At 43.5% G+C, this 24,351-nt stretch carries 29 protein-coding genes; all 29 read left to right on the top strand.

From position 1 onward, the window contains the following. Positions 1-10 precede the first annotated feature (10 nt). The 29 genes from D5281_RS13085 (at position 11) to flhB (ending at position 24,321) form a co-directional block, all read left to right on the top strand. Complete coding sequence (locus D5281_RS13085; RefSeq protein ID WP_160560594.1) at positions 11-187, top strand: chorismate--pyruvate lyase; 177 nt, start codon at positions 11-13, stop codon at positions 185-187. A gap of 205 nt (positions 188-392) precedes the next feature. After that, the gene (gene topA, locus D5281_RS13080) at positions 393-2,471 is read left to right on the top strand and encodes a type I DNA topoisomerase (RefSeq protein ID WP_160560593.1); all 2,079 of its coding nucleotides are present in this window, start codon (positions 393-395) and stop codon (positions 2,469-2,471) included. 127 nt (positions 2,472-2,598) lie between these two features. Further along, the gene (codY, locus tag D5281_RS13075) at positions 2,599-3,384 is read left to right on the top strand and encodes a GTP-sensing pleiotropic transcriptional regulator CodY (protein ID WP_160560592.1); all 786 of its coding nucleotides are present in this window, start codon (positions 2,599-2,601) and stop codon (positions 3,382-3,384) included. Positions 3,385-3,406: 22 nt separating this feature from the next. Beyond that, a complete protein-coding gene (locus tag D5281_RS25720; RefSeq protein ID WP_277935351.1) occupies positions 3,407-3,529 on the top strand; it encodes a hypothetical protein in 123 nt (40 codons plus the stop codon). Positions 3,530-3,660: 131 nt separating this feature from the next. Then, positions 3,661-4,050 carry a flagellar basal body rod protein FlgB gene (flgB, locus tag D5281_RS13070; protein WP_160560591.1) on the top strand — a complete coding sequence of 130 codons (390 nt, stop codon included), beginning with the start codon at positions 3,661-3,663 and terminating at the stop codon, positions 4,048-4,050. A 14-nt stretch (positions 4,051-4,064) separates the two neighbouring features. Beyond that, positions 4,065-4,514: a flagellar basal body rod protein FlgC gene (flgC, locus tag D5281_RS13065; protein WP_160560590.1), complete on the top strand. Its 450-nt coding sequence runs from the start codon at positions 4,065-4,067 to the stop codon at positions 4,512-4,514. A 19-nt stretch (positions 4,515-4,533) separates the two neighbouring features. After that, complete coding sequence (fliE, locus tag D5281_RS13060; RefSeq protein WP_160560589.1) at positions 4,534-4,851, top strand: flagellar hook-basal body complex protein FliE; 318 nt, start codon at positions 4,534-4,536, stop codon at positions 4,849-4,851. Positions 4,852-4,981: 130 nt separating this feature from the next. Beyond that, complete coding sequence (locus D5281_RS13055) at positions 4,982-6,583, top strand: flagellar M-ring protein FliF C-terminal domain-containing protein (RefSeq protein WP_160560588.1); 1,602 nt, start codon at positions 4,982-4,984, stop codon at positions 6,581-6,583. A gap of 35 nt (positions 6,584-6,618) precedes the next feature. Beyond that, positions 6,619-7,635, top strand: a complete 1,017-nt coding sequence (gene fliG / locus D5281_RS13050) for a flagellar motor switch protein FliG (RefSeq protein ID WP_160560587.1) — start codon at positions 6,619-6,621, stop codon at positions 7,633-7,635. 25 nt (positions 7,636-7,660) lie between these two features. Next, positions 7,661-8,485: a FliH/SctL family protein gene (locus tag D5281_RS13045; protein ID WP_160560586.1), complete on the top strand. Its 825-nt coding sequence runs from the start codon at positions 7,661-7,663 to the stop codon at positions 8,483-8,485. Between the two features lie 85 nt (positions 8,486-8,570). Beyond that, positions 8,571-9,902 (top strand): flagellar protein export ATPase FliI, encoded by a 1,332-nt coding sequence (gene fliI, locus D5281_RS13040; protein WP_334296614.1) that lies wholly within the window; start codon positions 8,571-8,573, stop codon positions 9,900-9,902. Continuing rightward, a complete protein-coding gene (fliJ, locus tag D5281_RS13035) occupies positions 9,903-10,343 on the top strand; it encodes a flagellar export protein FliJ (RefSeq protein ID WP_160560584.1) in 441 nt (146 codons plus the stop codon). It abuts the gene before it with no gap. A 50-nt stretch (positions 10,344-10,393) separates the two neighbouring features. Then, positions 10,394-11,278, top strand: coding sequence for a MotE family protein (locus tag D5281_RS13030; RefSeq protein ID WP_160560583.1), 885 nt, complete (start codon positions 10,394-10,396; stop codon positions 11,276-11,278). Positions 11,279-11,359: 81 nt separating this feature from the next. Further along, positions 11,360-12,760: a flagellar hook-length control protein FliK gene (locus tag D5281_RS13025; RefSeq protein WP_160560582.1), complete on the top strand. Its 1,401-nt coding sequence runs from the start codon at positions 11,360-11,362 to the stop codon at positions 12,758-12,760. A 143-nt stretch (positions 12,761-12,903) separates the two neighbouring features. Then, positions 12,904-13,653 carry a flagellar hook capping FlgD N-terminal domain-containing protein gene (locus D5281_RS13020; protein ID WP_160560581.1) on the top strand — a complete coding sequence of 250 codons (750 nt, stop codon included), beginning with the start codon at positions 12,904-12,906 and terminating at the stop codon, positions 13,651-13,653. Positions 13,654-13,752: 99 nt separating this feature from the next. Continuing rightward, positions 13,753-14,151 carry a TIGR02530 family flagellar biosynthesis protein gene (locus D5281_RS13015; RefSeq protein ID WP_160560580.1) on the top strand — a complete coding sequence of 133 codons (399 nt, stop codon included), beginning with the start codon at positions 13,753-13,755 and terminating at the stop codon, positions 14,149-14,151. A 78-nt stretch (positions 14,152-14,229) separates the two neighbouring features. Further along, on the top strand, positions 14,230-15,672 hold the full coding sequence (locus D5281_RS13010; RefSeq protein ID WP_160560579.1) for a flagellar hook protein FlgE: 1,443 nt from the start codon (positions 14,230-14,232) through the stop codon (positions 15,670-15,672). 207 nt (positions 15,673-15,879) lie between these two features. Then, positions 15,880-16,065, top strand: a complete 186-nt coding sequence (locus tag D5281_RS13005) for a flagellar FlbD family protein (RefSeq protein WP_160560578.1) — start codon at positions 15,880-15,882, stop codon at positions 16,063-16,065. Between the two features lie 20 nt (positions 16,066-16,085). Then, positions 16,086-16,874 (top strand): motility protein A, encoded by a 789-nt coding sequence (locus D5281_RS13000; RefSeq protein ID WP_330585019.1) that lies wholly within the window; start codon positions 16,086-16,088, stop codon positions 16,872-16,874. Next, on the top strand, positions 16,867-17,673 hold the full coding sequence (locus tag D5281_RS12995; RefSeq protein WP_160560577.1) for a flagellar motor protein MotB: 807 nt from the start codon (positions 16,867-16,869) through the stop codon (positions 17,671-17,673). The genes D5281_RS13000 and D5281_RS12995 overlap by 8 nt, the downstream gene beginning before the upstream one ends. A gap of 21 nt (positions 17,674-17,694) precedes the next feature. Continuing rightward, positions 17,695-18,213, top strand: a complete 519-nt coding sequence (locus D5281_RS12990; RefSeq protein ID WP_160560576.1) for a flagellar basal body-associated FliL family protein — start codon at positions 17,695-17,697, stop codon at positions 18,211-18,213. 50 nt (positions 18,214-18,263) lie between these two features. Further along, positions 18,264-19,244 carry a flagellar motor switch protein FliM gene (gene fliM / locus D5281_RS12985; protein ID WP_330585018.1) on the top strand — a complete coding sequence of 327 codons (981 nt, stop codon included), beginning with the start codon at positions 18,264-18,266 and terminating at the stop codon, positions 19,242-19,244. A gap of 3 nt (positions 19,245-19,247) precedes the next feature. Beyond that, positions 19,248-20,453, top strand: coding sequence for a flagellar motor switch phosphatase FliY (fliY, locus tag D5281_RS12980; RefSeq protein WP_160560575.1), 1,206 nt, complete (start codon positions 19,248-19,250; stop codon positions 20,451-20,453). A 17-nt stretch (positions 20,454-20,470) separates the two neighbouring features. Then, positions 20,471-20,833 (top strand): response regulator, encoded by a 363-nt coding sequence (locus tag D5281_RS12975; RefSeq protein ID WP_160560574.1) that lies wholly within the window; start codon positions 20,471-20,473, stop codon positions 20,831-20,833. Between the two features lies 1 nt (position 20,834). After that, the gene (locus D5281_RS12970; protein WP_160560573.1) at positions 20,835-21,203 is read left to right on the top strand and encodes a flagellar biosynthetic protein FliO; all 369 of its coding nucleotides are present in this window, start codon (positions 20,835-20,837) and stop codon (positions 21,201-21,203) included. A 29-nt stretch (positions 21,204-21,232) separates the two neighbouring features. Continuing rightward, positions 21,233-22,099 (top strand): flagellar type III secretion system pore protein FliP, encoded by an 867-nt coding sequence (gene fliP, locus D5281_RS12965; protein ID WP_160560572.1) that lies wholly within the window; start codon positions 21,233-21,235, stop codon positions 22,097-22,099. Positions 22,100-22,114: 15 nt separating this feature from the next. After that, complete coding sequence (gene fliQ, locus D5281_RS12960; RefSeq protein WP_160560571.1) at positions 22,115-22,384, top strand: flagellar biosynthesis protein FliQ; 270 nt, start codon at positions 22,115-22,117, stop codon at positions 22,382-22,384. 6 nt (positions 22,385-22,390) lie between these two features. Next, positions 22,391-23,173 (top strand): flagellar biosynthetic protein FliR, encoded by a 783-nt coding sequence (gene fliR / locus D5281_RS12955; protein WP_160560570.1) that lies wholly within the window; start codon positions 22,391-22,393, stop codon positions 23,171-23,173. A 20-nt stretch (positions 23,174-23,193) separates the two neighbouring features. After that, positions 23,194-24,321 carry a flagellar biosynthesis protein FlhB gene (gene flhB, locus D5281_RS12950; RefSeq protein WP_330585016.1) on the top strand — a complete coding sequence of 376 codons (1,128 nt, stop codon included), beginning with the start codon at positions 23,194-23,196 and terminating at the stop codon, positions 24,319-24,321. The last annotated feature ends 30 nt before the right edge of the window (positions 24,322-24,351 follow it).

Below are 24,351 nucleotides of genomic sequence, written 5' to 3'. Positions count from 1 at the left end.
GGATCAGAGAATGAACGTATTTTATTATGAAGTAGTAAGCATTGAGGGGGATTATGCAAACTTAAGAAGAACAGATGTGGAAAGCGATGATTTAAAGCTGGTGGCAAGGGCGCTCCTTCCGCCGGAAACAACAGAAGGAACCCGGCTTAAGTATGAGTGGATGCAGTATGAAATTATTTCCGAATAGGCGCTTTGTCAGCTTGCCTGCTTCTGGCTTTTGGGGGAATTATTTTGCCGGTGTTTTAGGGCATGTATAATTTTTTGACGAATTTTTTACTTGCATGCGCGGAACAATTGGTGTATAGTTGTGCACGGCGATTCCCGTGTGCAAGTAAGATAAGCAGATGCCTTGTGCAGGGAAAACATTTTAAAGCTAAAAAAGGGGAAACATTATGGCAAAATATCTGGTAATTGTGGAATCACCGGCAAAGGTGAAAACGATCCGAAAATTTTTGGGTTCTAATTATGAGGTGGCTGCCAGCAACGGACATGTCCGAGATCTGCCTAAAAGTCAATTGGGATTTGACGTAGAGCATGATTTTGAACCAAAATACATTACCATAAGGGGAAAAGGTGATGTACTGGCAAATTTGAGAAAGGAAGTAAAAAAAGCCCAGAGAATTTATCTGGCAACTGACCCTGACCGTGAGGGTGAAGCAATTTCCTGGCATCTTTCCAAGGCGCTTAAGCTGGAGGATAAGCGTGTGAGCCGCATTACATTTAATGAAATTACGAAAAATGCGGTGAAGGAATCTTTGAAAAATCCAAGAGAAATTGATATGGATCTTGTGAACGCGCAGCAGGCAAGGCGTATCCTTGACCGTATGGTGGGATATCGTATCTCGCCGCTTCTATGGACCAAGGTAAAACGCGGCTTAAGCGCAGGACGTGTGCAGTCTGTTGCCATGCGTATTATCTGCGACAGGGAAGAGGAAATTAACAGTTTTATCCCGGAGGAATATTGGACCTTAGATGCATCCCTTTCCATACCGGGAACCAAGAAACCTCTGGTTGCAAAGTATTACGGAAAAAGGAGCGGTAAGGCGCCTCTTTCCTCTAAGGAGGATGTGGAAAAAGTTTTAGAAGAAATAGGTAAAAATCCCTTTAGGGTCAGCGAGGTAAAAAAGGGCGAGCGAATCAGGAAAGCGCCCCTTCCTTTTACTACGTCCACACTGCAGCAGGAGGCCAGCAAGGTCTTAAATTTTACCACCCAAAAGACTATGAGATTAGCGCAGCAGCTGTATGAAGGCGTGGAAATTGAAGGCAACGGAACGGTGGGTATTATTACGTATCTTCGAACCGACTCCATAAGGATTTCCGAGGAGGCTATGGCATCCGCAGAAAGCTATATTAAGAAAAATTATGGAGCGGAGTATGCCAAGGAGAAGGAAGCAGCAGTAAAAAGCAATAAAAAGATACAGGATGCCCATGAGGCAATTCGGCCTACGGATATCACCCGGACTCCGCTGGAAATGAAAGAATCCTTAAGCAGAGACCAGTTTCGCTTGTACCAGCTTATTTGGAAACGTTTTGCAGCCAGCAGAATGCAGCCTGCAAAATACGAGACAACCTCCATTAAAATTGATGCCGGGGAACACCGTTTTACCGTAGCGGCCTCCAGAGTGATTTTCGATGGTTTTACCAGCGTTTACGCTCAGGAGGATGAGAAGGAGGAAGGTAGTAATACCCTGACAAAGGAGGTGGATACCTCCACCCCTTTAAAGCTGATTGGGTTTGAAGACAAGCAGCATTTTACGCAGCCGGCGCCCCATTATACGGAGGCCTCCCTGGTACGGGAATTAGAGGAACTGGGCATTGGACGGCCAAGTACCTATGCGCCTACGATAACCACTATCCTGGCGAGGCGTTATGTAGTAAAGGAGAATAAGAACCTTTACGTGACAGAGCTTGGGGAAGTGGTTAATCATATTATGAAAGAAGCGTTCCCGAGCATTGTAGATGTGAATTTTACTGCCAATATGGAGGCACTTTTAGATGGAGTGGAGGAGGGAAATGTCAACTGGAAAAGCGTGGTGTCCAATTTTTACCCGGATTTGGAAGAAGCAGTCCAGGTGGCTTTAAGGGAGCTTGAGAAAGTAGATTTACAGGATGAGGTTTCAGATGAGGTCTGTGAGGCCTGCGGAAAACAGATGGTGGTTAAGTATGGCGCCTATGGAAGATTCCTGGCCTGTCCCGGCTTTCCGGAATGCCGCTTTACCAAAGCTTATTATGAAAAGACCGGCGTAATGTGTCCTAAGTGTGGAGGAGACATTGTCCTTAAAAAGACAAAAAAGGGAAGAAAATATTATGGCTGCATCAATAACCCGGAGTGTGATTTTATGGTCTGGCAGGAGCCTTCCAAGGAAAAATGTCCTATGTGCGGTTCTATGATGCTTTACAAAGGAAGTAAGCTGGTATGTATGGATCTGGCTTGCGGACATGTGATGCCGAATCCAGAAGCTGGCAGATAAGTCAGAATATTCTATTTAATTTGCCGTAATTATATAAAATTATCAGATTGATCGTTGAAATTGCCTAATTTATATGGTAGTATAGCCTTAACGAGCTTTGAAAAAGATTACAGAGCGGAGGTATGGCATGGGCAGCGTACAATTATTGGATAAGACCAGAAAGATTGGTAAACTTCTTCACAACAATAATTCCAGCAAGGTTGTCTTTAATGACATTTGTTCGGTATTGTGTGAAATACTATCCTCCAATGTGTTAGTGATCAGCAGGAAAGGAAAGGTGCTCGGCGTAGGAGATGCCTATGGAGTTGATTCTATCACGGAGCTTATTGTGGATCAGGTGGGAGGCTTTATTGACTCCATGCTGAATGAAAGATTGCTGGCGGTGCTCTCTACCAAGGAAAATGTGAATCTTGAAACCCTTGGCTTTGAGGCGGAGGATGTGAAACGGTTTCGGGCGATTATAACCCCTATTGAGATTGCAGGCGAGAGGCTTGGGACACTGTTTATTTATAAGTGTGCCGACCAGTATGAGATTGACGACATTATTCTTTGTGAGTATGGAACCACTGTTGTGGGCCTTGAAATGCTTCGGGCAGTCAATGAGGAAAATGCGGAAGAAAGCCGGAAATTGGCGGTTATCAAGTCAGCAATCAACACATTGTCTTATTCTGAAATGGAAGCGGTGGTTCATATATTTGAGGAACTAAACGGCATGGAAGGAATTCTGGTGGCAAGTAAAATAGCGGACAGGGTGGGGATTACCCGTTCCGTTATAGTAAATGCACTTCGGAAATTTGAAAGCGCAGGTGTTATTGAGTCCAGATCTTCAGGGATGAAGGGGACTTACATTAAAGTTTTAAATGACATGGTATTTGACGAGGTGGAAAAACTTCGTAAGGAAAACATGAAGTAAATTGAATGAGGCATAACGGATTATGAGGGAAATAAAAGGATTTATGAGCATATTTGCAGGCGTAAATCCTTTTTATTTTACCGGTGGCAGAAAATCCCTTGATAAAAAATGGTTTTTGGGGAATAAAATAGAAATGATTCCGTAGAAGATTTCTACAAAAAACTCTTGTGTTTTTTACCAAATAAATTATAATGGAATAGAGTGGGTTGAATATACTGGAATGATGTTACATGATTCTGGCTTTATTTAAATCTATTGTGGAAGGGAGTTTTTCAAATGATTAACAGCAGTGTGTTTGACTACGTAAATGTGCTTGGAAAGACCGCAGATGCAGCCTGGAAGAGAAATGAGGTTATTGGAAACAATCTATCTAGTGTGGATACGCCGGGATATAAGAGGCAGGACGTTGATTTTGAATCTCAATTACGTCAGGCTCTTGGAAATTCCAGATATGAGACGGTGGACGCTAAGGTTTCACGCCTGAATGGCGCGGATCTTGAGGCGAAAGTCTATACGGATTCCGCTAATTTTTCTTATCGTCTGGATGGTAATAACGTGGATGTTGATACGGAGGGCGTTACTCTGGCGGCTAATCAGATCAAGTACAACGGGCTGATCGACAGCATTAAACAGGAATTTGCTAATTTAAAAATGGTTATTAAGTAAGGAGGTAGGAAAATATGAGTATGTTTAGTTCTTTTGATATCAATGCCTCCGGTATGACAGCAGAACGTTTCCGGATGGACACAATATCTGAGAATGTGGCAAATGCTGATACTACGAGGACCCAGGATGGTACCCCATATAGGCGTAAGGTGGTTACTTTTGAACAAAGAGGAGAGCGGGCAGATTCATTCAGCAGCTTTTTAGGCAGTGCCAGCAGTAAGTTTAAGGGCCAGGGCGTCAGAGTAGGCAAGGTTATGGAAGACGAATGGACCCAGATGAAAATGGTTTACGACCCATCTCATCCTGATGCGGATGAAAATGGTTATGTTACATATCCCAATGTAAATATCGTTACCGAAATGACGAACCTGATTGACGCAAGCCGTGCTTTTGAGGCGAACGCCACTGCTTTTGGCGCAAGTAAGAGTATAGCGATGAAGGGGCTTGAAATTGTAAGCCAGTAAAAGAAGGAGGAAAGGTTAAATGGACATAGCATCACTTTATAATATATCCTCCGGCGCCATCAGGGAAGCGGCAGAGAGCGCTCAAGCGGCAAGACAGACAGAATCCACCGGAGAATTTGGAAATTTTTTTGAAAAAGCAATTGAAAATTTGAACACTACCAACGCTTATCTTTCGGATGCGGAAAATGAAAAGCTACGCTGGGCTCTGGGAGAAACCGACAACACCAACGAGCTTGGCATTGCGCTCCAGAAGGCATCAACAGCATTGCAGTATACGGTGGCGGTGCGCGACAAGTTTTTGGAAGCATATAGAGAAATTATGCAGATGCAGATTTGATGTAACAGTTAGCTTGTTTCAGTTGTTGCGATTGAATGGGTAAAGGAGTCGAAAAATATCTTTGGCCTTAGAAAGCAGAGCTTATTTTGAGATGACCTGCAGGGGAAATAAACGGAAGAAGGTTTAAGTGATGGCAGAGCGTGTTAAGGAACTTTTAGGAAAGATCCTTGAGTGGTGGAACAGGTTTTCCACCAAGCAGAAAACATTTATTATATCGGCAGGGGCGGCAATTATTTTGGCCTTTGCAATTTTAATTACAGTACTGACCAGACCACAGTATGTGGTGCTGCTCAACTGTGAAACTACGAAACAGGCAGCAGAGGTGGCGGAACTTTTAGAGGGAGCCGGCTTGGATTATGAAGTTTCAGATGATGCCTACCAGATTAAGATTAATAAAGAACAAGAATCCCAAGCTAATTTGTTACTTGCATCAAACGATATCCAATCCTTCAGTTATTCCATAGAGCAGGTGACGGAGGGCGGCTTTAGCACAACAGAGGCAGATAAGCAAAAGAAATACGAGTTATATCTGGAAAGCCGTCTGGCCAATGACATCATTGGGAAGTTCACCTCAGTGAAAAGTGCTGTAGTAGATTTGTACATACCGGAAAAAACCGGAACCCTCATTGATTCGGAAGAAGAATCCGGAATATGGATTGTACTGGAGCTTGATGGGGAATTTACTGCGGACAATGCATCAGCGCTGGCCAAAGCAGTTGCGGTTGCAATTGGAAATAAAACCACTGAAAAGGTGGTAATTACAGATACGGCCAGTAACATTCTCTTTACAGGAGATAATGATTACAGTGTTTCAAGCACAGCCAGTTCCCAGATGAGTGTGAAGGCCCAGTGGGAAACCAAGGTAAAGAATGATGTCAGACAGGTTATGCTGGGAACCGGCAGCTTTGAAAAGGTGGAAGTAGCAGTTAACCTGGATATGGATTTTTCTTCTACCGAAATTACGGACCATGAATATTATGTGGGAGACGGAAACGCCCAAGGGTATCTGGCATCTCAAAGAACTTACAGTTCGGAGTCCTCCAATGCCAATGGAGATGTGCCGGGAACAGATTCCAACGGAGAACAGCCAGAATATGTTTATCAGGATAATGCGGAAAGTAATACCAGTACCACGGAACAGGAAGACAAATACCTGCCTTCGGAGCGGATTACGAACCAGAACATTTTGCCGGGAACCATTAATTATGAGCAGTCCACCGTCTCCTTATCCTGTACGAACATGAATGTGGTCAGGGAGGAAGACGTAAGAGCACAGGGACTTTTAGATGGGGTTACATGGGATGAATATAAGCTTCAAAATGCAGGCCAGGAAATGGTGACAGTGCCAGAGGAATGGTATGATTTGGTTGCGAAAGCAACCGGTTTCCCGGTTGCGAATGTTGCAATTGTTGCTTATTCGGAAAATATATTTTTTGATAGAGAAGGGCTTAATATTTCCGCATCAGATGTTATGCAGATTGTCCTCATTGTTGTGATTCTGGCGCTTCTTGGTTTTGTTGTGTTCAGAAGCATGCGTTCGGAAAAACAGCCGGAGCAGCCGGAGGAATTGTCAGTGGAAAATCTGCTTCAGTCTCAGCCGGAGGTTGATATCGTAGATATCGGAGTGGAACAAATCTCGGAAAACAGAAAATTAATTGAAAAATTTGTAGACGAAAATCCGGAGGCTGCAGCAAATCTTCTTCGCAACTGGTTAAACGAGGAATGGGGCTGAGCAGTTGTGGGGCCTTAAAGGGAGGTTAGACAGGTATGCCAAAGAATACCGAGGATAAAATACCAGGGATTCAAAAAGCGGCAATTTTATTGATTGCCTTAGGACCCGAAAGGTCAGCACTCATTTTTAAACATCTGAAGGATGAAGAAATTGAGGAACTGACCCTTGAAATTGCAAATACAAGAAGTGTTACTCCTCAGGTAAAGGAAGAAATTATAGACGAATTTTATGGGATATGTCTTGCACAGCAGTATATTGCGGAAGGCGGTATTGGTTACGCCAAGGAACTTTTGGAAAAGGCTCTTGGAAACGACAAGGCAATGGACGTGATTGGGAAGCTGACAGCATCCCTGCAGGTTAAGCCTTTCGAATTCGTGCGCAAGACAGATGCGTCTCAGCTTCTTAACTTTATACAGGATGAACATCCTCAGACAATTGCACTTATTTTGTCTTATCTGGCGCCACAGCAGGCTGCGCTTATTGTTTCGGCACTTCCGCCAGAACAGCAGTCAGATGTGGCAAAGCGTATTGCTGTGATGGATAGAACAAGTCCAGATGTTGTGAAAGAGGTTGAGAAAGTGCTTGAATCAAAACTTGCATCTTTAGTGAACCAGGATTACACCATTATCGGCGGTGTGGATGCTGTGGTAGAAATTTTAAATACGGTAGACAGATCTACGGAGAAGCATATTATGGAGACTTTGGAAGTGGAAGATCCGGAGCTTGCGGACGAAATCAGGAAGAAAATGTTCGTATTCGAAGATATTCTTCTTTTGGACGATCGTGCAATCCAAAGAGTGCTGCGTGATGTTGATAACAATGATTTAGCGCTTGCGCTTAAGGGAGGCAACGAACAGGTACAGGCTACAATCTTTAATAACCTTTCCAAGCGTCTTGCCGTTATGATTAAGGAAGATATGGAATTCATGGGTCCTGTTCGTATGAAAGATGTAGAGGAAGCGCAGCAGAAGATCGTTGGTGTCATAAGGAGACTGGAAGAAGCCGGAGAAATCGTAATTTCCAGAGGTGGAGGTGACGAGATCGTTGTATAGCAATCTTTACAAAGCGGGCTGGGTCATGATGGACAGTGATGCCCGTGTGATAGACAGCAATGAATTGGTGGAATCTAAACTGAAAGAGGCAGCGGCCATACAGCTTGCGAAAGAGGAAGCTCTCCAGGGAGGAGAGGAAGGATTCAACCCGGGACTCGATTCGGAAGTGGTGGATGCTCTGCTTGCAAAGGATGGAGGAGAGAGCGTAATGAAAAGCGTCTCTCTGAAAGAAGAAAAGGCGGAGCTAGAACAGGAAATCGAGGAAGCTAATGAAAAGCTGGAAGAACTTAAGGCCCAGGCTGACCAGATGATTAAGGAGGCCGAGGAGCAGATTGAAAAAATGCGGGTTGATGCTTTATCTGAAGCAAAAGAGCAGGGATATCAAAGCGGCTATGAAGAAGGAATGGCGCAGGTACAGGCTTTGAAGGATGAATATATTCAGGAAAAGGAAAACCTTGAGAAAGAATATGAAAGCATTCTGGAGGAATTGGAACCACAGTTCATTGAAAATTTAGCGGGAATTTACGAGCATATTTTTAAAGTAGATTTAAGCGGATATGACCAGATTGTTACAAATTTGCTTATTGATACTATGCAGAAAATGAATTATGCTAAGAGCTTTATCGTACATGTCTCTAAGAAGGATTATCCTAAGGTGAGCGCGCAAAAGGGAAGAATCCAGGAAGAAACAGGCACATTGGCGGATAATCTGGAAATTATAACAGATGTTACGCTCTCAGATGCCCAGTGTATGATTGAGACAGAGGGTGGCATTTATGATTGCTCCCTTGGAACGGAGCTCGAGGAGCTTAAGCGGAAATTGCGGCTCCTTTCTTATAGAAAAATGTGAAAAAGACGAAAAGATCCATTTTTCGCATGATGTTTATGCCAAGAGGCGACATGTCAGGAAGTAAGAGAGGGCGGAGTATAAATTGATAACACCGAAAATTAATTTTGACAAATATATAAGTGTGATAGATGATTCTCTTTTTAAGGTAAGCGGCAAGGTAGTAAATGTAGTGGGACTTACCATTGAGTCAGCAGGTCCGGCGGCTAAACTTGGGGATATTTGTATGATTTATCCTGTGGAGGGCGGCCGCAATGAAAAACCGTCTCCTGGGGAGGTGGTTGGCTTTAAAGAGGGGAAGAATCTTTTGATGCCCTACCAGAATGTGGTAGGTATTGGCCCCGGGAGTATCGTAGAGAATACCGGGGCTCCTTTAAAGGTACGGGTAGACGGAGGGCTTCTTGGCCATGTCTTAGACGGCTTGGGCAGACCTGATACAGGGGAGGAACTTGTGGGCGAAGAATATTCGGTGGAGGCTAAACCGCCGGATCCCATGAGCAGGAAGATTATTGATGAAGTATTACCTCTTGGCGTAAAAGCGGTAGATGGCCTTATTACGGTTGGCAAGGGACAAAGAATTGGTATTTTTGCGGGTTCCGGTGTAGGCAAGTCAACACTGATGGGTATGTTTGCCAGAAATACGAAGGCGGATATCAATGTGATTGCCCTGATAGGAGAGCGCGGCAGGGAAGTGAGAGAATTTATTGAAAGAGACTTAGGCCCTGAAGGCATGAAACGTTCGGTAGTAGTGGTGGCAACCTCTGATAAGCCTGCTCTGGAGCGAAAAAAAGCAGCCCAGACAGCTACGGCTGTTGCGGAATATTTCAGAGATCAGGGGAAGGATGTTCTGCTTATGATGGATTCCCTTACTCGTTTTTCCATGGCCCAGAGAGAGATAGGTCTTGCCAGTGGGGAACCGCCGGTTTCAAGAGGATATCCGCCCAGCGTTTATTCTGAAATGCCCAAGCTTTTAGAGCGTGCGGGCAGATCTGATAAGGGTTCCATTACCGGACTATATACTGTTTTAGTGGATGGCGATGACTTTAATGAGCCGATCACGGATACTGCAAGAAGTATTTTAGATGGGCATATCATGTTAGACAGAAAGTTAGCCCATAAAAATCATTATCCGGCTATTGACGTTCTGCAAAGTATTTCAAGATGTATGAGCCAGATTGCGGAAAGAGACCACAAAAGCTATGCCGGCAAGCTTAAAAATGTGCTTGCCACCTATAGTGAAGCGGAGGATTTGATTAATATCGGCGCTTATAAATCCGGCAGCAATCCAGAAATTGATTATGCAATCCAGAAAATTGGAGAGGTGAATCAGTTCCTGATGCAGGACGTAGAGGATAAAATAACTTTTGAGGAATCTGTAGAGCTTTTGAAAAAAATTTTTGTTAGCGGAGCGGAAGCATAAATGGCCAGATTTAGATATCGGATGCAGAGTATCCTGAACATTAAGATAAAAATGGAAGATCAGGCTAAGATGGAGTTCGCCGCCGCCAGGATGCATCTGGATGAAGAAGAAGAAAAATTGCAGGTACTTTTTGACAGAAAAGAAGCTTATGAAAATAAAGGCAGGGAGCTTCGGAAAAATAGCTTAAAGGTTTTGGATATCTTAGAAAACCGGGATGCGATTGCCGTGATGGATGAATTTATCCTGTTCCAAAAGCAGCAGGTGAAGCTGGCTGAGGACCAATTGGAAGCGGCACGAAAGAAATTGCAGCTTGCAAGGCAGGAAAGCAAGACGCAGGAGAGACTGCGGGAGAAAGCCTTTGAGGTATTTATCCATGAGGAGAATGCCAAGGAAGCGAAAGAAGTAGATGAGCTTACCAGTTATACCCATGGACGAAAATAAGGATTTATGCCCGCTGCTTGCAGCGAAGCAGAGCTGGGAGGTATGGAAGTATGCCAATAGATGAAGAAATGAGCTTTGATGACGCAAAGCTGGAAAAGAAGCGTCTTAAGGAAGAAAAGAAAAAATTAAAACAGGAACAAAAGGAGCAGCGTAAGGCGGCAAAAGCAAGAGCGAGGGAAATAGCAGACCAGGAAGAAGAATTGGTGGATGGAGAAGCCGCCGGCAGTGGTTCGGTATTTTTGGTCACATTTATTATAGTGCTGATTTGGGTGGCTATCCTGTGTCTGATTATTAAGCTGGATTTTGGTGGGTTTGGAAGTAATGTACTAACACCTATCCTGAAAGACGTACCGGTACTTAGCATGATTTTGCCAAGCACTGCCGATTCGGGAGTTTTGGGAGAAGATGAAGAAGAAGGCTACGGCGGATATACAAGTATCGAGGAGGCCGTGGATTATATCAAAGAGCTTGAACTTGAGCTTGAGCGCGCCCAGTCCGCCCAGTCGGATAAAACGGACGAGGTGGACGAACTGAAGGCTGAGGTGGAACGTCTTAAGACTTTTGAGGACAGTCAGGTAGAATTTCAGAGGATTAAGACGGAATTTTATGAGGAAGTGGTTTACGCAGATAAAGGACCTGGCATTGAGGAGTACAAGAAGTACTACGAGGAGATGGATCCTGCAACAGCGGAATATCTCTATAGGCAGGTAGTGACGCAGAGCGCTGAAAGCAGTGAAATTGAGGAATATGCCAAAACCTATTCGTCTATGAAGCCAAAAGCGGTGGCGGCGATTTTGGAGGAAATGACAGATAATTTGGAACTGGCAATTCGGATACTGGGTGCGATGGATGCAGACAGCAGGGCTAAAATTTTAGAGGCAATGGACCCTGAAATTGCAGCAAGGATCACAAAAATGATGGATCCTGAGCCTTAAAGAATCTGCTCCTTGAACCGATATAAATTATGTACCTTGAAAAAGAGTCTTAACAGGCTTATAAAGACAGGAGGGATGTGAATGACAAGCGCACCTGTAAAGGAAGTGAACCCCTTTATGAATTTGCCAGGGGGGAAAAATTCCGTAAAAACAGGTAATACGGACAATAAGTCAGAGAGTTTTGGCGATGTTATGAACAAAACAAAAGGCGGCAGTTCGTACAACCAATTTCAGGCGATTGCCAATGGAAACAGTGTTAAGACGCCTGCGCCGCAGACGGCAAACAGCCGCAGAGACAGCCTAAAGCCACAGGAGACCGTGAAGGAAACGGCAAAACCGGAAAATCTGACCAAAGACCAGGAACAGGCATTGGAGGAAGCCGGAGAAAAAGTCATGGATGAAATCGCGGAAGAATTAGGTGTTTCAAGAGAAGATGTGGAGAAAGCTATGGAAGAATTAGGGCTTTCGATATATGCACTTTTCGACCCGTCTAATTTGACACAGCTGGTATTGATGCTAAACGGCGCTGAGGATGCAACCGCGCTTCTTACGGATGGCAATCTTTTTGACAGCCTGCAAAATCTGCTTGGAACCATGCAAGAGCTGAAAGCAGAGCTTTCTCAGGAAATGGGAATTAGCCCTGAGGATATGCAGACAGTGCTGGAGGAAATGCAAAACCGTATGGGTGGACAGGGAGAAGATGTATCAGCTAAGGGGGAGGCAAATGAGCCCCAGATTACGGTTGAGGTGAAGTACGGAGAGGATACGGTTAAGCTTTCGACCGATGAAAACGGCAATGCGACCAAAGTGGTGGATGTGGCATCGGCGAAGCCGGAAACAGAGGTGGAAGCCGTACACCAGCAGACGGATAACCATGAACAAAAGGAAGATGAAAGCAGCAAGGGACAGTCACAGGATGCCGGCACAGGCAATTTGCTCCTTAACACACTCTCCCAGGAAAAGCTGCAGGCGGCAGAGGTTCCTTTTGAACAGACTACGGAAATCTTCAGTCAGCAGTCCAGGGATATTATGGATCAGATTATGGATTATATGAAGATTCAGCTAAAGCCCGGCATGGAACAATTGGAAATGCAGCTGCATCCGGAAAGCCTTGGAACCGTACATATCCAGCTTTCTTCTAAAGGCGGCGAGATAACGGCCCAATTCCATGTACAAAACGAAACCGTTAAAGCAGCCATAGAAAGCCAGATTACAACGCTCCAGGAAAGCTTAAAGGAACAGGGAGTGAAAGTGGAAGCGGTACAGGTCACTGTGGAAAGCCATGGATTTGAGAGTAATCTTTGGCAGGGACAGGGAAAAGAAGAAAATGCGGATGCTTCATCCGAAAATAACAGAAGACCCCTTAGAAGAATCAATTTAAATGAGGTGGATGGGATTTTAGATGAGGAAGCAAGCGAAGAAGAAGTCCTTGCAGCAAAGATGATGGAAATGAATGGAAATACAGTGGACTATACTGTTTAGAAGGTGCTTTAAATACAAGCGGTTTAAAGCACAGGCAGGAGTAAACGGATTGGAGAAGCAGAAATAAATTTCTGGAATTTTTCAATCGGCAAATTTGTGCTGGTACCTCAATTTGAGCGTGCTGGCAGGAATAGGGGATTAATATGGTAGATGCAGTAGTAAAAAATGGAGTAGTTGAAGAAACCGCATCAGAAAGTTCCATTAAGAAAGCCGCTACGAAAAATAGCTTGGATAAGGATGCGTTTTTACAGCTTTTAGTAGCCCAGATGAAGTATCAGGATCCTTTGGAGCCTACTTCTAATACAGAGTATATTTCTCAATATGCAACCTTCTCACAGGTGGAACAGATGCAGAATATGGCGGCAACCATGGAGCTTACAAGAGCTTCTTCCATGGTAGGCAAGTTAGTGGAAGTAAATACTGTGGACAGCGCAGGAAATGCCAAGTCAATTCAGGGCACAGTGGAATATGTGACCTATGAGAACAATCAGGCTTTTGTTTCCATAGACGGCGCTCTTTATTCCATAGATGATGTGGTTGCAGTTATAGATGAAACTTATCAGTCAGCGATTGATCTGGCGGTATCATTTACAGCAGCTATGGATCAACTGCCCAGACTTGAGTTTGTTACACTTAAGGATAAGGACAACATTGAAACCTTACAAAAAATCTTTAACGGCATGACAGCTTACCAGCAGTCCTTCATTGATAAGAAAAATATTGAGAAGCTGCAGAAATATGTAGAGAGAATTGCCGAACTGCAAGATGCAGCCGATGCCAATAAGCCTCCGGAAGATGACGATAAAGTAGAGGATGGCGATGACAAAGTAGAAGAAGGCGGCGATGCAGGAGAAGATGGTGGAGAAGAAGCCGGAGGAGAAGGCGGCGAATAGAAAATAAGCGCCAATTGGTCGGAACCCACACCACAATTAGAAAGCTGTCGGAACAGAAATTGCAGGATGCAGGATTAACCGCTTAAGGAGGAAAAGAATATGCAGGTTCAAAACAAAGGCTATCTTTCTATTGAACAATTGCAGGATCAATACCTGAAACAAAATAAAAGCGGGACATCGCAGGTGGCCACGGATGGTCAGTCTTTTCAGGAAATTTTAGAAAACAGCCGTGCCAGGGCCCAGGGACAGGTGAGATTTTCCAAGCATGCCGCAGGAAGATTAGCGGATCGGAATATTGAACTTACCAGCGGCCAGATGGAACGTTTGCAGGAGGGCGCACAGAAAGCGCAGATGAAAGGAATCAAAGAATCGCTTGTGATTGTTGATCAGCTTGCTTTTATTGTAAATATACCGAATAATACGGTAGTGACGGCGATGAATCAGCAGGATGCAGCGGAAAATGTATTTACGAATATTGACGGTGCCGTAATCATATAGCCGGACCTTAGGGAGGCTAAAAGTTTCCGAATGACGGAGGAAACAATGCGGCATGAAATTTAAGGAGGTCATTTCATTATGATGAGATCATTATTTTCTGGTGTTGCCGGTTTAAGGACACACCAGGCAAGAATGGACGTTATCGGTAATAATATTGCCAACGTCAACACAACAGCGTACAAATCACAGTCTATGACATTTGCGGATTTGATGTATCAGACCACTCAGGCTGCTTCCGGGGCAAACCCCACAACAGGTGTGGCAGGTACCAACGCAAGGCAGATTGGTCTTGGATCTAAGACCAGCGCAATCAAGACCAACATTTCCGGTCAGGGCTCGGCCCAAAATACCAACGACCCATTTGATATTATGATCAGCGGAGATGCATTCTTTGTGGTAAGCAACGGCTCGGAAAACTTTTTTACAAGAGACGGCTCCTTCTACATTGATGGGAAAGGAAACCTTGCTATGACCAGCACCGGTTACAATGTAATGGGCTGGGGAGTAGATCCGGAAAATCCTAATAATATCCAAAAGGCGCGGGTACAGGCTCTTAAAATTATGACGGAGGAAAATATGACCTATCCGCCGGAGGCGACCTCTCTGGCAACAGTTGGCGGTCTGGTTGATAAAAATGACCCTGATATTAACAATGATGACGGTAGAATACTTGACCTGGAGTTTTTCGATAACCAGGGTTATAAGTACACGGCCAGAATGAGCGTGCATGCCATTGACGGCGATACAGGACAGTTTTATGTGAAGCTGGATGATGTTATCAGCGAAAGCACCGGAAGGTCTATTATGTATGAATTAGATAATGACGGAAACTATACAACGGATCCTCCTACACTTACAGCGAATGGCAATGCGATTACATTTGGCGATGGCGCTACGGGTCCTACCGGTGTGGATAATGCCGTATTATTAAATTACAGAAACGGTAAAGGTACCTTCCAGAGCATTGGCGAGGCGCACAATCCGGATAAGGATTACACTACGGTAGGAAACCGCACCGTTACATTAGGGTTGTCCGGTATACCTAATTTCGGAGATATCGAAATAGATTTCTCCGCAACCAGTAATTATGACAACAATGGTGTTGCAACCATCAGCGCATACGCCGGAGATCAGAGCGGTTTAGGCGAGGGACGCAGGGAAGGCGAGCTTAGCGGTGTTTCCATCCAGAGAGACGGTAAGATTTATGCTTCCTATGACAATGGTCAAAGAAAGCTCTTAGGGCAGATTGCTTCGGCAACTTTTGCAAACCCTTCAGGCCTCTCCAAAGAGGGTGACAACCTTTATTCAGCCACCTTAAACTCGGGTGATTTCGATGGAATCGGCGAGGACATCACGGCAGGCGGCGGTAAGATGGAGTCCGGCGTACTGGAAATGAGTAATGTTGATTTGGCCTCTGAGTTTACCGAAATGATAACAACCCAGAGAGGTTTCCAGGCTAACAGCCGTATCATCACGGTTTCAGATACCCTGCTTGAAGAACTAACCAACTTAAAGAGATAATCTTCGTGCTTGTTTGACGGATAGATTGGCATATAAAAGGATTATCGGCAATATAAATATAAATGTATTATGTATAGCCAAAGGAAAGGGAACCGGGCCAAAAACCGGTTCCCTTTGGCGTAATAAACAATTACCAATATAGTAAAGAAATTGTTAATTAACCCTACTGAAAAAAATTTACAGTAGCGCAGGAGGGAACAAAGTGATATGATAGAGGTGACCAAAATAAATGGGATCAAAGTGTTAATCAATCCCGATTTAATAGAGCTTGTGGAGGAAACACCGGACACGGTAATCGCATTTACCACAGGCAGAAAAATAATTGTAAAAGAAAGTAGACAAGACGTAAAAAATCTTGTAAAATCGTATAGAAAGGATTTTTTTGCAAATTAATGCAAAAGGGGTGAGGAATTGTGGATATAGCGTCAATTTTAGGATTAGGTCTTTGTTTTGGTATGTGTGCGTTCGGTATCATCAATGCGGCGGGTATTGCGAACATAGGCAGGTATGTGGATGTGGCATCGGCCATTATTACTTTTGGCGGTGCGTTTTTTGCTGTATTGGCGTCCAAGTCGCTTTCTGACTATCTGGCAGGGCTTAAGAGCTTTCTCCTGGTATTTAAATCTCCTGAGATAGATACCAAGGAGATGATACAGAAGATCATTGACCTTTCCAATGTTGCAAGAAAAGAAGGTCTCCTGTCACTGGAGGAGGCCGCATCTAATCTGGATGATGATTTCATGAAAAAGGGAGTGCTGCTTATCGTAGACGGAACAGACCCTGAACTGGTACGTGGAATCATGGAGACAGAGTTAGTTAGTACGGAAGACAGACACAAGAACAAGATTACGTTTTGGGAGGATCTGGGAGCTATGGGCCCTGCCTGGGGTATGATTGGTACCTTGGTTGGTCTGGTCAACATGCTTTACGAGATGGATAACCCTTCTACAATCGGACCTTCTATGGCGGTAGCACTTATTACAACATTGTATGGTTCCCTGTTGGCTAACTGGATATGCTCGCCGGTTGCGGGTAAGTTAAAATCGAATAATGCCAGTGAGATAATGCTCAAAGAAATTATGATTGAAGGTCTTCTTTCTATTCAGGCTGGTGAGAATCCCAGAGTAATAGAAGAAAAACTGAAGTCATTCATGGCACCAAGCGACCGGATGCTGGGTGACGGAGGTGATGAGAATGGCTAAGAGAAAACCGGATGAACCACCGAAAGGCGCTCCGGCCTGGCAGTCGACCTTTGCCGACCTCATGAATTTGCTTCTTTGTTTTTTTGTCATGCTCTTTTCTATGTCAACCATGGATGCACAGAAGTTTGAACAGCTGGCAGCCTCTTTTAACCAGACGTTCAGTATTTTTACTGCGGGAGCTTCCGCGATTGGCGATGGAATTTTAATCAGCAATGGGGTCAGCCAATTAAATGAGCTGGACAATTACATAAACAGCACGGGCAGGGATGCGGAAGGAGATGCGATACCAGAAGATCTGAAAACTGCCGTGGAAGTTATGGAGGAAGCGAAGATTAAAGAATCGGAACAGCTGGCGGAGAAGGTAGAGGAAGCTCTAGAAGAAAAAAATTTGGATAAAGAAGTGGATATTGAGTTTACTTCCCAATATGTGCAGCTTACATTAAACGGAGCCCTTTTGTTTGATTCGGGCAGCGTAGAGATTAAGCAGGAGGCACTGCCGCTCATGGAACAGCTTGGCATTATTCTACAGAGGTTCAGTGAAGGAATCATAGAAATAGAAGGACATACGGATAATGTACCGATGTCAGGTGCAAAATATGCAAATAATGATGAATTGAGCAGCGGCAGGGCTTTGTCGGTTTTCTATTATCTGGAAGAAAATACTACCTTGGATATGAGTAAGATTAAGCATTCAGGCAGAGGGGAGTATATTCCAATTGCTGATAATTCTTCAGATGAAGGCAGATCAAAAAACAGACGGGTTGAAATAAAAATATATAATGCATTAAGTTCATATTGATGGAGAAAGGCTGTATTTATTATGAAAAGAAATTTGATTTCGATTTTGATATTAGTGTTGTTGATTGTAAACATAATTCTTACTGCAATTATGATGTTCAGTGTAACCGGTACCAACAGAAAGACGGCAGAGCTGGTAAGTGATGTTGCTTCGGCAATCAATATTGATATCAGCAGCGGTTATGCAGGTGGGGGAGCCGGGCCTGCGGTACCATTGGAAGATACTGTGACTTACACGATTTCAGATTTGCAGATTCCCATGAAAAGGGCGGAAGGGGATGACAAAGATCATTATGGTGTGATCACTGTTACCTTGTCTATGAATAGCAAACATGAGGACTATAAAACTTATGGGGAAGGCGATCTTTCAGGCAGAGAAGATTTGATTCGGGGACAGATTTTCGAATTAGTTGAGCAGTACACAATGGATGAAGCAAAGGCAAACTCCGAACTGTTAAAAACGGATATATTAGCAAGGGTTCAGGAACTTTTTGGATCAGATTTTATTTTTGATGTAACGCTGGTCGCACTTTATCAGTAAATGCCGCGTGAACAGAATCTTTCGGCAGAGATAAAGGAGGTGTGGAGCCGGTGGGTGATATATTATCTCAAAGCGAGATAGACAGTCTTCTGGCCGCTATGAATAATGGTGAGCTGGATGTTGGGCAGATGCCGGATAAGTCAGATGTACAAGTAAAAAGCTATGATTTTAAGAGGCCTGCAAAATTTTCCAAGGAGCATCTACGGACACTTGAAATTATTTATGAACATTATGGCAGGCTACTTTCTACGAATCTTCCGGTTTATCTAAGGAAAAGTATTCAGGTATCGGTATCAAGTTCTGAAACTTTTACTTTTTCGGAATTTTCAAATGCGCTTTCTAATCCTGTGATACTTTGTATAGTGGATTTTCAGCCTTTAAATGGTAATATTATGATTGAGCTGTCTACTAATTTAGGATTCGCTATGATTGACCGGATGCTGGGAGGTCAGGGACTGCCTCTTGAGAAAAGCAGAGAATATTCAGAGATTGAACTTTCTATTTTGGATAGACTGATGTCAATCTGTATACAGCATATGCGGGAACCATGGAAAAATGTGGTTGAGGTCAATCCGGTGTTAGAGAGGATTGAGACCAATGCTCAGTTTGCGCAGGTGATTGCTCCAAGTGATATGGTTGCTATTGTTTCCTTTAACATTAAGATAGGGGATGTGGAAGGATATATGAATGTCTGTCTTCCTTACTTTACTTTGGAAGATGTGATGGATAAACTGAATACGAAATATTGGTATTCAACTATGCAGAAGGATGATAAAACGAATTACGAACAGCAGCTTGAATCACTTATTAAGAGAATTGATGTACCTGTGAGAGCAGTGCTGGGTAAAAGTCAGGTATCTGTAAGTGATTTTCTGAGTTTGCAGATTGGGGATATCATAAGATTGGATACGAAAGTGGACTCAGAGATGAAGGTTTATGTGGGGAATATCAAAAAATTTACCGCACTTCCGGGCTCCAGCAAGGATAGCTATGCAGTTCAGGTGACAACGGTGATCAGAGAGGAGGAATAATGTATGGACGGAGGAGCATTGTCACAAGATGAGATACAGGCGCTTCTTTCAGGTATGGATTTATCCGAAAATGCAGAAGGAGATAAACCGAAAGAGGATGCGGTGCCGGTGGCAGATGCGGATATGGAAGGTCTGCTAACCGATGTGGAGAAAGATGCCATTGGGGAAATTGCCAATATTAGTTTAGGATCTTCGGCAACGACTTTGTTTTCCCTGGTAAATACGAAGGTGGACATCACAACGCCTCGGGTTATGGTAGCGGATTGGGCTTCAGTGGTGGCGGATTATGAACGCCCCTGCGTTTTTATTCAAATTCGCTACACGACAGGTCTGAATGGCTCTAACATCATGATTATGAAAGAGCATGATGTGAAAATAATTGCAGATTTGATGATGGGCGGAGATGGAAGCAATACGGATGGAGAGTTAGGAGAGCTTCACCTTAGCGCTATTTCAGAGGCTATGAACCAGATGATGGGTGCAGCGGCAACTTCTATGTCTACCATGCTTGGGAAAATGATAGATATCAGCCCCCCAGAGGCTTCTTTGATAGATTTAAATGATGTTGCAGCGGGGGAAGATATTGATCCGTTTTTGAAAGGGAAATTTGTTAAGATTTCTTTTAGAATGCAGGTAGGGGATTTGGTGGACAGTTCCATTATGCAATTATATCCTATTGACTTTGCGAAGAGTTTGTATGATACTTTTGCTGTGTCAAACACACCGGATCAGCCAGGAGCTTCTACTGCATCACAGCCGGCGTCTCAAATGCTGTCTGCTGCAAATGAATCAAGCCCCCAGTTAAACGCAGGCCAAGCTAATCTGGGAAATACTCAGATGGGAACAGGAATGCCGATGGGAGGAGCACCAATGATGGGAATGAATATGGGATATCCCCAAATGAATATGCAGGGAGCGAATGTGCAGACTGCACAATTTCAGAATTTTAATAACAATATGGGTGTCATGCCGGCGCAGGAAAACATAGGATTAATCAAGGATGTGCCGCTTGATGTAACAGTGGAGCTTGGCAGGGCTAAAAAATCCATATCGGAAATATTGGACTTCGCACCGGGAACAATCATTGAACTTGACAGAATAGCCGGTGAACCGATAGACGTACTTGTAAATGGTAAGTTTGTAGCTAAAGGCGAGGTTGTGGTGATTGAAGAAAGTTTTGGCATCCGTGTAACCGAAATAATTAATTAAAAGGTAGGAGAAAAGAAATGGCAAAAAATATTTTGATTGTTGATGATGCTGCGTTTATGCGAATGATGATCAAGGACATTCTCACAAAGAATGGCTATAACGTGGTAGGAGAAGCAGAAAATGGCGCAAAGGCTTTTGAAAAGTTTAACGAGTTAAAGCCTGACTTGGTGCTTATGGATATCACTATGCCGGAAGTTGACGGTATTGCCGCCCTTAAGATGATTATGGGTGCGGATCCGACTGCAAAGGTTATTATGTGTTCGGCAATGGGTCAGCAGGCCATGGTTATTGATGCAATTCATTCAGGCGCGAAGGATTTTATCGTAAAGCCGTTCCAGCCTGCTCGCGTTTTGGAAGCGGTACAGAAGGTAGTTGGCTAATATGTTGCTGACGGCTGTTTCAAGAGCGGACAGTTATGTCCAGTTTATGACAGTGCTTATTCTTTTTGTATTCGTACTTGCCATTACCTATCTGGTTACCAGGTGGATAGCTGGTTACCAGAAAGGAAAGGCAGGATGCGGAAATCTGGAAATAATTGAAACCTGCCGAATTACCCCCAACAAGTATATTCAAATTGTAAGGGCAGGAACCAAATATCTTGTAATTGCTGTTGGGAAGGATGAGGTACACATGCTTTCGGAACTTTCAGAATCTCAACTTGATCTTCAAAAGAATACGGAAGGACAAATAGCAGATTTTGCCAGTATTTTAGATAAGGTCAAGATGTTGAAAGAAAAGGATAAAGGATAAGCAAATAATTGGCAGCACGGGAGATTGGTATGAAAAGTAGTTTCGCTGCAAAAATAGTAATGAAGATAGTATGCCTGCTGATGACGGTAGGCATATTGTGTATTATTCCCACTCTGTCTGTTAAGGCCACGGCTGCTGATTCTGATCTTATAGGCTCACAGGAGGAAAGGACTAATATAGATGAGCCCGGGAGTGCTGATTCAAGGGAAGATTTATCGGAATTAAACATTGCGAACAATTTGACGGTTACGGTAAACAACGGCAATGGCGAGGTCAATGCAAATCTCCGGATTTTACTCACGCTTACGATGATAGCTTTAGCACCGTTGTTATTGATCACGCTTACCTCTTTTACCAGGACCATCATTGTCCTGCATTTTACCAGAGCAGCCCTTAATACGCAGACAGCACCGCCTAATCAGGTGTTGCTTGGAATTGCTTTGTTTTTGACGTACTTTATTATGCAGCCCACGTTAACTAGGATTTATGAAGAAGCAGTGGTTCCCTTTGAAGCCGGAGAGATTACCCAAGAGGAATTTTTTACGGCAGGAGCGCAGCCACTTCGGGATTTTATGTACACCCAGACCCAGACACAGGATGTAAGGGTTTTTTTGGAAATTTCCGGTCAGGAGTGGGATGGAGAGTTAGATAGTATTCCATTTTCTGTGCTTGTTCCAAGTTTTATCATTGGAGAACTCAGAGAGGCATTTATTTTAGGATTTATTATTTACATTCCATTTATTGTAATTGATATGGTTGTGGCATCCACTCTTATGAGTATGGGTATGATGATGCTGCCGCCAACGACAATTTCTATGCCGTTTAAAATTTTGTTGTTTGTGCTTGCGGACGGATGGAATTTGATTATCGTAAATCTTGTTGAAACTTTTTATTGACGGAGATGATGGTAAATGACAGTTGATGAGGTTACGGCGATTGCCAGTTCGGCATTGTTTTTGGTTATAAAGGTAGCGGCGCCGGTTCTTTTGGTGTCACTGGCTGTAGGTTTGGTTATCAGTATTTTTCAGACGGTTACCTCCATTCAGGAGCAGACACTGACCTTCGTGCCTAAGGTGATTTCCATTTTCCTCGCCCTTATTTTACTGGGGAACTGGATGCTGACGGAGTTGTCTGGCTTTATGGTGGATTTGTGGTCCGATTTTAGTCGGTATATAAGGTAAGGAATCATGTTGGAATATGCATTTACTTATGCAGATTTAGAGTATTTCTTTTTAATCCTTATGCGGGTTGGCAGCTTTATGTTTGAGGCCCCTTTTTTCAGTATGAATAATACGCCCAGACGTGTGAGAGCCGCCCTTGCCATTTGTATTGCATTTTTGCTTTATCAGAGCTTACCCCGTCAGACGATTGCTTATGATACATTGCTTGGCTATACAATCATTGTCATGAAGGAAGTCATAACCGGACTGATGCTTGGGTTTGCGGCCAATTTATGTGCTACAATTGTCACTTTTGCAGGCCAGATTGCAGATATGGAAATGGGGCTTTCCATGGCAAGTCTGATGGATCCGGCCACAAGACAGAATGCGACCATCACAGGTGTTTATTATAATTATATGATTCTGCTGATGTTGATGTTATCTGGCATGCATCGGTATTTGTTAAAAGCCCTGGCAGAGACTTATACGTTAATTCCTGTCAATGAAGTTATATTCAGGCGGGATAAGATAATGATGGCAGTGATAGAGTTTTTGTCAGATTACATTGTGATAGGATTTCGAATATGCTTGCCGATTTTTGCAGTTATGATTATTTTAAATGCCGTGCTGGGTGTGCTTGCTAAGGTATCGCCGCAGATGAATATGTTTGCGGTAGGAATTCAGATGAAGGTGCTGACAGGTCTTTGTATTCTGTTCTTTTCTACAGCCATGCTGCCGGGAGCGGCTAGTTTTATATATGATCAGATGAAACATATGGTATCGGTTTTTGTAGAGGTTATGATGCAATAAGTGAAAAAGGAGGCGGATTCGTGGAGAAAAGTAAATTATTGTTGTCGTATAATCTACAGTTCTTTGCGAAGGACGGTCCGGGTGGAGAAAAGACAGAAGAACCGACCGCCAAAAAATTAAGTGATGCCAGAGGCGAAGGACAGGTTGCTAAGAGTAAGGAAATTGCAAATGCTTTTGGTATGCTTGCTTTGTTTATCATATTGAAGCTATATCTGGGAACGATAGGAACCAGGTTTATTGAGTATTTTAATGTGGTTTACGGGCAGATGCCTGACGCAATTAAAAGATATGAAGGGCAGACCCCGATAGCAGCACTTCAGGTGATAATCCGAAGCATGATGGTTCAGCTGCTGCTTTTAATACTGCCAATACTATTGATAGGATTTGTGGTAGCTTTCATATGCGATCTGATGCAGGTTAAGTGGAGGCCGACTACAAAGCCTATGCGGCCTAAGCTCAGCAAATTAAGCCCCTTAAAAGGGTTTAAAAGAATATTTTCAGCGAACTCTCTGATGGAATTGTTTAAGTCAATTCTTAAGCTGCTGGTAATCGGGTATATGGCCTATTCCTATTTAAAAGGCAGACTGGGACAAATTTTCATTTTGTATGACATCACCTTAAACCGGGCAATCGGACTGATTGGTGAGATTGTGATTGATCTTGGAATCAGGATTGCGGCAGTTTATATGGTAATTGCCTTTTTGGATTATGCATACCAGAAATGGAAATTTCATGAAGATATGAAGATGACCAAACAGGAAGTAAAGGATGAGTTTAAGAATGCGGAAGGTGATCCGCAGATAAAAGGAAAGCAGAAGCAGCGTATGAGGGAGGCCTCTATGCGGAGAATGATGCAGCAGCTTCCTGAGGCGGATGTGGTAATCACCAACCCCACTCATTATGCGGTGGCGATTAAATATGATCCGGATAAATATGATGCTCCTTATGTGCTTGCAAAAGGAGAAGATTATCTGGCCCTGAAAATTAAAGAGGCTGCCAAAGAAAACAACGTGGAAATTGTAGAGAACAAACCACTTGCAAGAATGCTTTATGCCAATGTAGATGTAGGAGGGCTAGTTCCACCGGAGTTATACCAGGCGGTGGCAGAGGTACTTGCCTTTGTATATCACTTAAAGGGTAAAATATAAAGTAAATATATCATAGCAGTTAAAGTAATC

Origin of the sequence: Parablautia muri, from assembly GCF_009917485.1 — a bacterium.
Classification (GTDB): domain Bacteria; phylum Bacillota; class Clostridia; order Lachnospirales; family Lachnospiraceae; genus Suilimivivens; species Suilimivivens muri.
This window is presented reverse-complemented; position numbering and strand designations above follow the sequence as displayed.

What these genes read in the sequence shown, in the direction of transcription:
- D5281_RS13085 (WP_160560594.1), top strand. Translation starts at nt 11, where the DNA reads ATGAACGTATTTTATTATGAAGTAGTAAGCATTGAGGGGGATTATGCA.
- topA (WP_160560593.1), top strand. Translation starts at nt 393, where the DNA reads ATGGCAAAATATCTGGTAATTGTGGAATCACCGGCAAAGGTGAAAACG.
- codY (WP_160560592.1), top strand. Translation starts at nt 2,599, where the DNA reads ATGGGCAGCGTACAATTATTGGATAAGACCAGAAAGATTGGTAAACTT.
- D5281_RS25720 (WP_277935351.1), top strand. Translation starts at nt 3,407, where the DNA reads ATGAGGGAAATAAAAGGATTTATGAGCATATTTGCAGGCGTAAATCCT.
- flgB (WP_160560591.1), top strand. Translation starts at nt 3,661, where the DNA reads ATGATTAACAGCAGTGTGTTTGACTACGTAAATGTGCTTGGAAAGACC.
- flgC (WP_160560590.1), top strand. Translation starts at nt 4,065, where the DNA reads ATGAGTATGTTTAGTTCTTTTGATATCAATGCCTCCGGTATGACAGCA.
- fliE (WP_160560589.1), top strand. Translation starts at nt 4,534, where the DNA reads ATGGACATAGCATCACTTTATAATATATCCTCCGGCGCCATCAGGGAA.
- D5281_RS13055 (WP_160560588.1), top strand. Translation starts at nt 4,982, where the DNA reads ATGGCAGAGCGTGTTAAGGAACTTTTAGGAAAGATCCTTGAGTGGTGG.
- fliG (WP_160560587.1), top strand. Translation starts at nt 6,619, where the DNA reads ATGCCAAAGAATACCGAGGATAAAATACCAGGGATTCAAAAAGCGGCA.
- D5281_RS13045 (WP_160560586.1), top strand. Translation starts at nt 7,661, where the DNA reads ATGATGGACAGTGATGCCCGTGTGATAGACAGCAATGAATTGGTGGAA.
- fliJ (WP_160560584.1), top strand. Translation starts at nt 9,903, where the DNA reads ATGGCCAGATTTAGATATCGGATGCAGAGTATCCTGAACATTAAGATA.
- D5281_RS13030 (WP_160560583.1), top strand. Translation starts at nt 10,394, where the DNA reads ATGCCAATAGATGAAGAAATGAGCTTTGATGACGCAAAGCTGGAAAAG.
- D5281_RS13025 (WP_160560582.1), top strand. Translation starts at nt 11,360, where the DNA reads ATGACAAGCGCACCTGTAAAGGAAGTGAACCCCTTTATGAATTTGCCA.
- D5281_RS13020 (WP_160560581.1), top strand. Translation starts at nt 12,904, where the DNA reads ATGGTAGATGCAGTAGTAAAAAATGGAGTAGTTGAAGAAACCGCATCA.
- D5281_RS13015 (WP_160560580.1), top strand. Translation starts at nt 13,753, where the DNA reads ATGCAGGTTCAAAACAAAGGCTATCTTTCTATTGAACAATTGCAGGAT.
- D5281_RS13010 (WP_160560579.1), top strand. Translation starts at nt 14,230, where the DNA reads ATGATGAGATCATTATTTTCTGGTGTTGCCGGTTTAAGGACACACCAG.
- D5281_RS13005 (WP_160560578.1), top strand. Translation starts at nt 15,880, where the DNA reads ATGATAGAGGTGACCAAAATAAATGGGATCAAAGTGTTAATCAATCCC.
- D5281_RS12995 (WP_160560577.1), top strand. Translation starts at nt 16,867, where the DNA reads ATGGCTAAGAGAAAACCGGATGAACCACCGAAAGGCGCTCCGGCCTGG.
- D5281_RS12990 (WP_160560576.1), top strand. Translation starts at nt 17,695, where the DNA reads ATGAAAAGAAATTTGATTTCGATTTTGATATTAGTGTTGTTGATTGTA.
- fliY (WP_160560575.1), top strand. Translation starts at nt 19,248, where the DNA reads ATGGACGGAGGAGCATTGTCACAAGATGAGATACAGGCGCTTCTTTCA.
- D5281_RS12975 (WP_160560574.1), top strand. Translation starts at nt 20,471, where the DNA reads ATGGCAAAAAATATTTTGATTGTTGATGATGCTGCGTTTATGCGAATG.
- D5281_RS12970 (WP_160560573.1), top strand. Translation starts at nt 20,835, where the DNA reads ATGTTGCTGACGGCTGTTTCAAGAGCGGACAGTTATGTCCAGTTTATG.
- fliP (WP_160560572.1), top strand. Translation starts at nt 21,233, where the DNA reads ATGAAAAGTAGTTTCGCTGCAAAAATAGTAATGAAGATAGTATGCCTG.
- fliQ (WP_160560571.1), top strand. Translation starts at nt 22,115, where the DNA reads ATGACAGTTGATGAGGTTACGGCGATTGCCAGTTCGGCATTGTTTTTG.
- fliR (WP_160560570.1), top strand. Translation starts at nt 22,391, where the DNA reads ATGTTGGAATATGCATTTACTTATGCAGATTTAGAGTATTTCTTTTTA.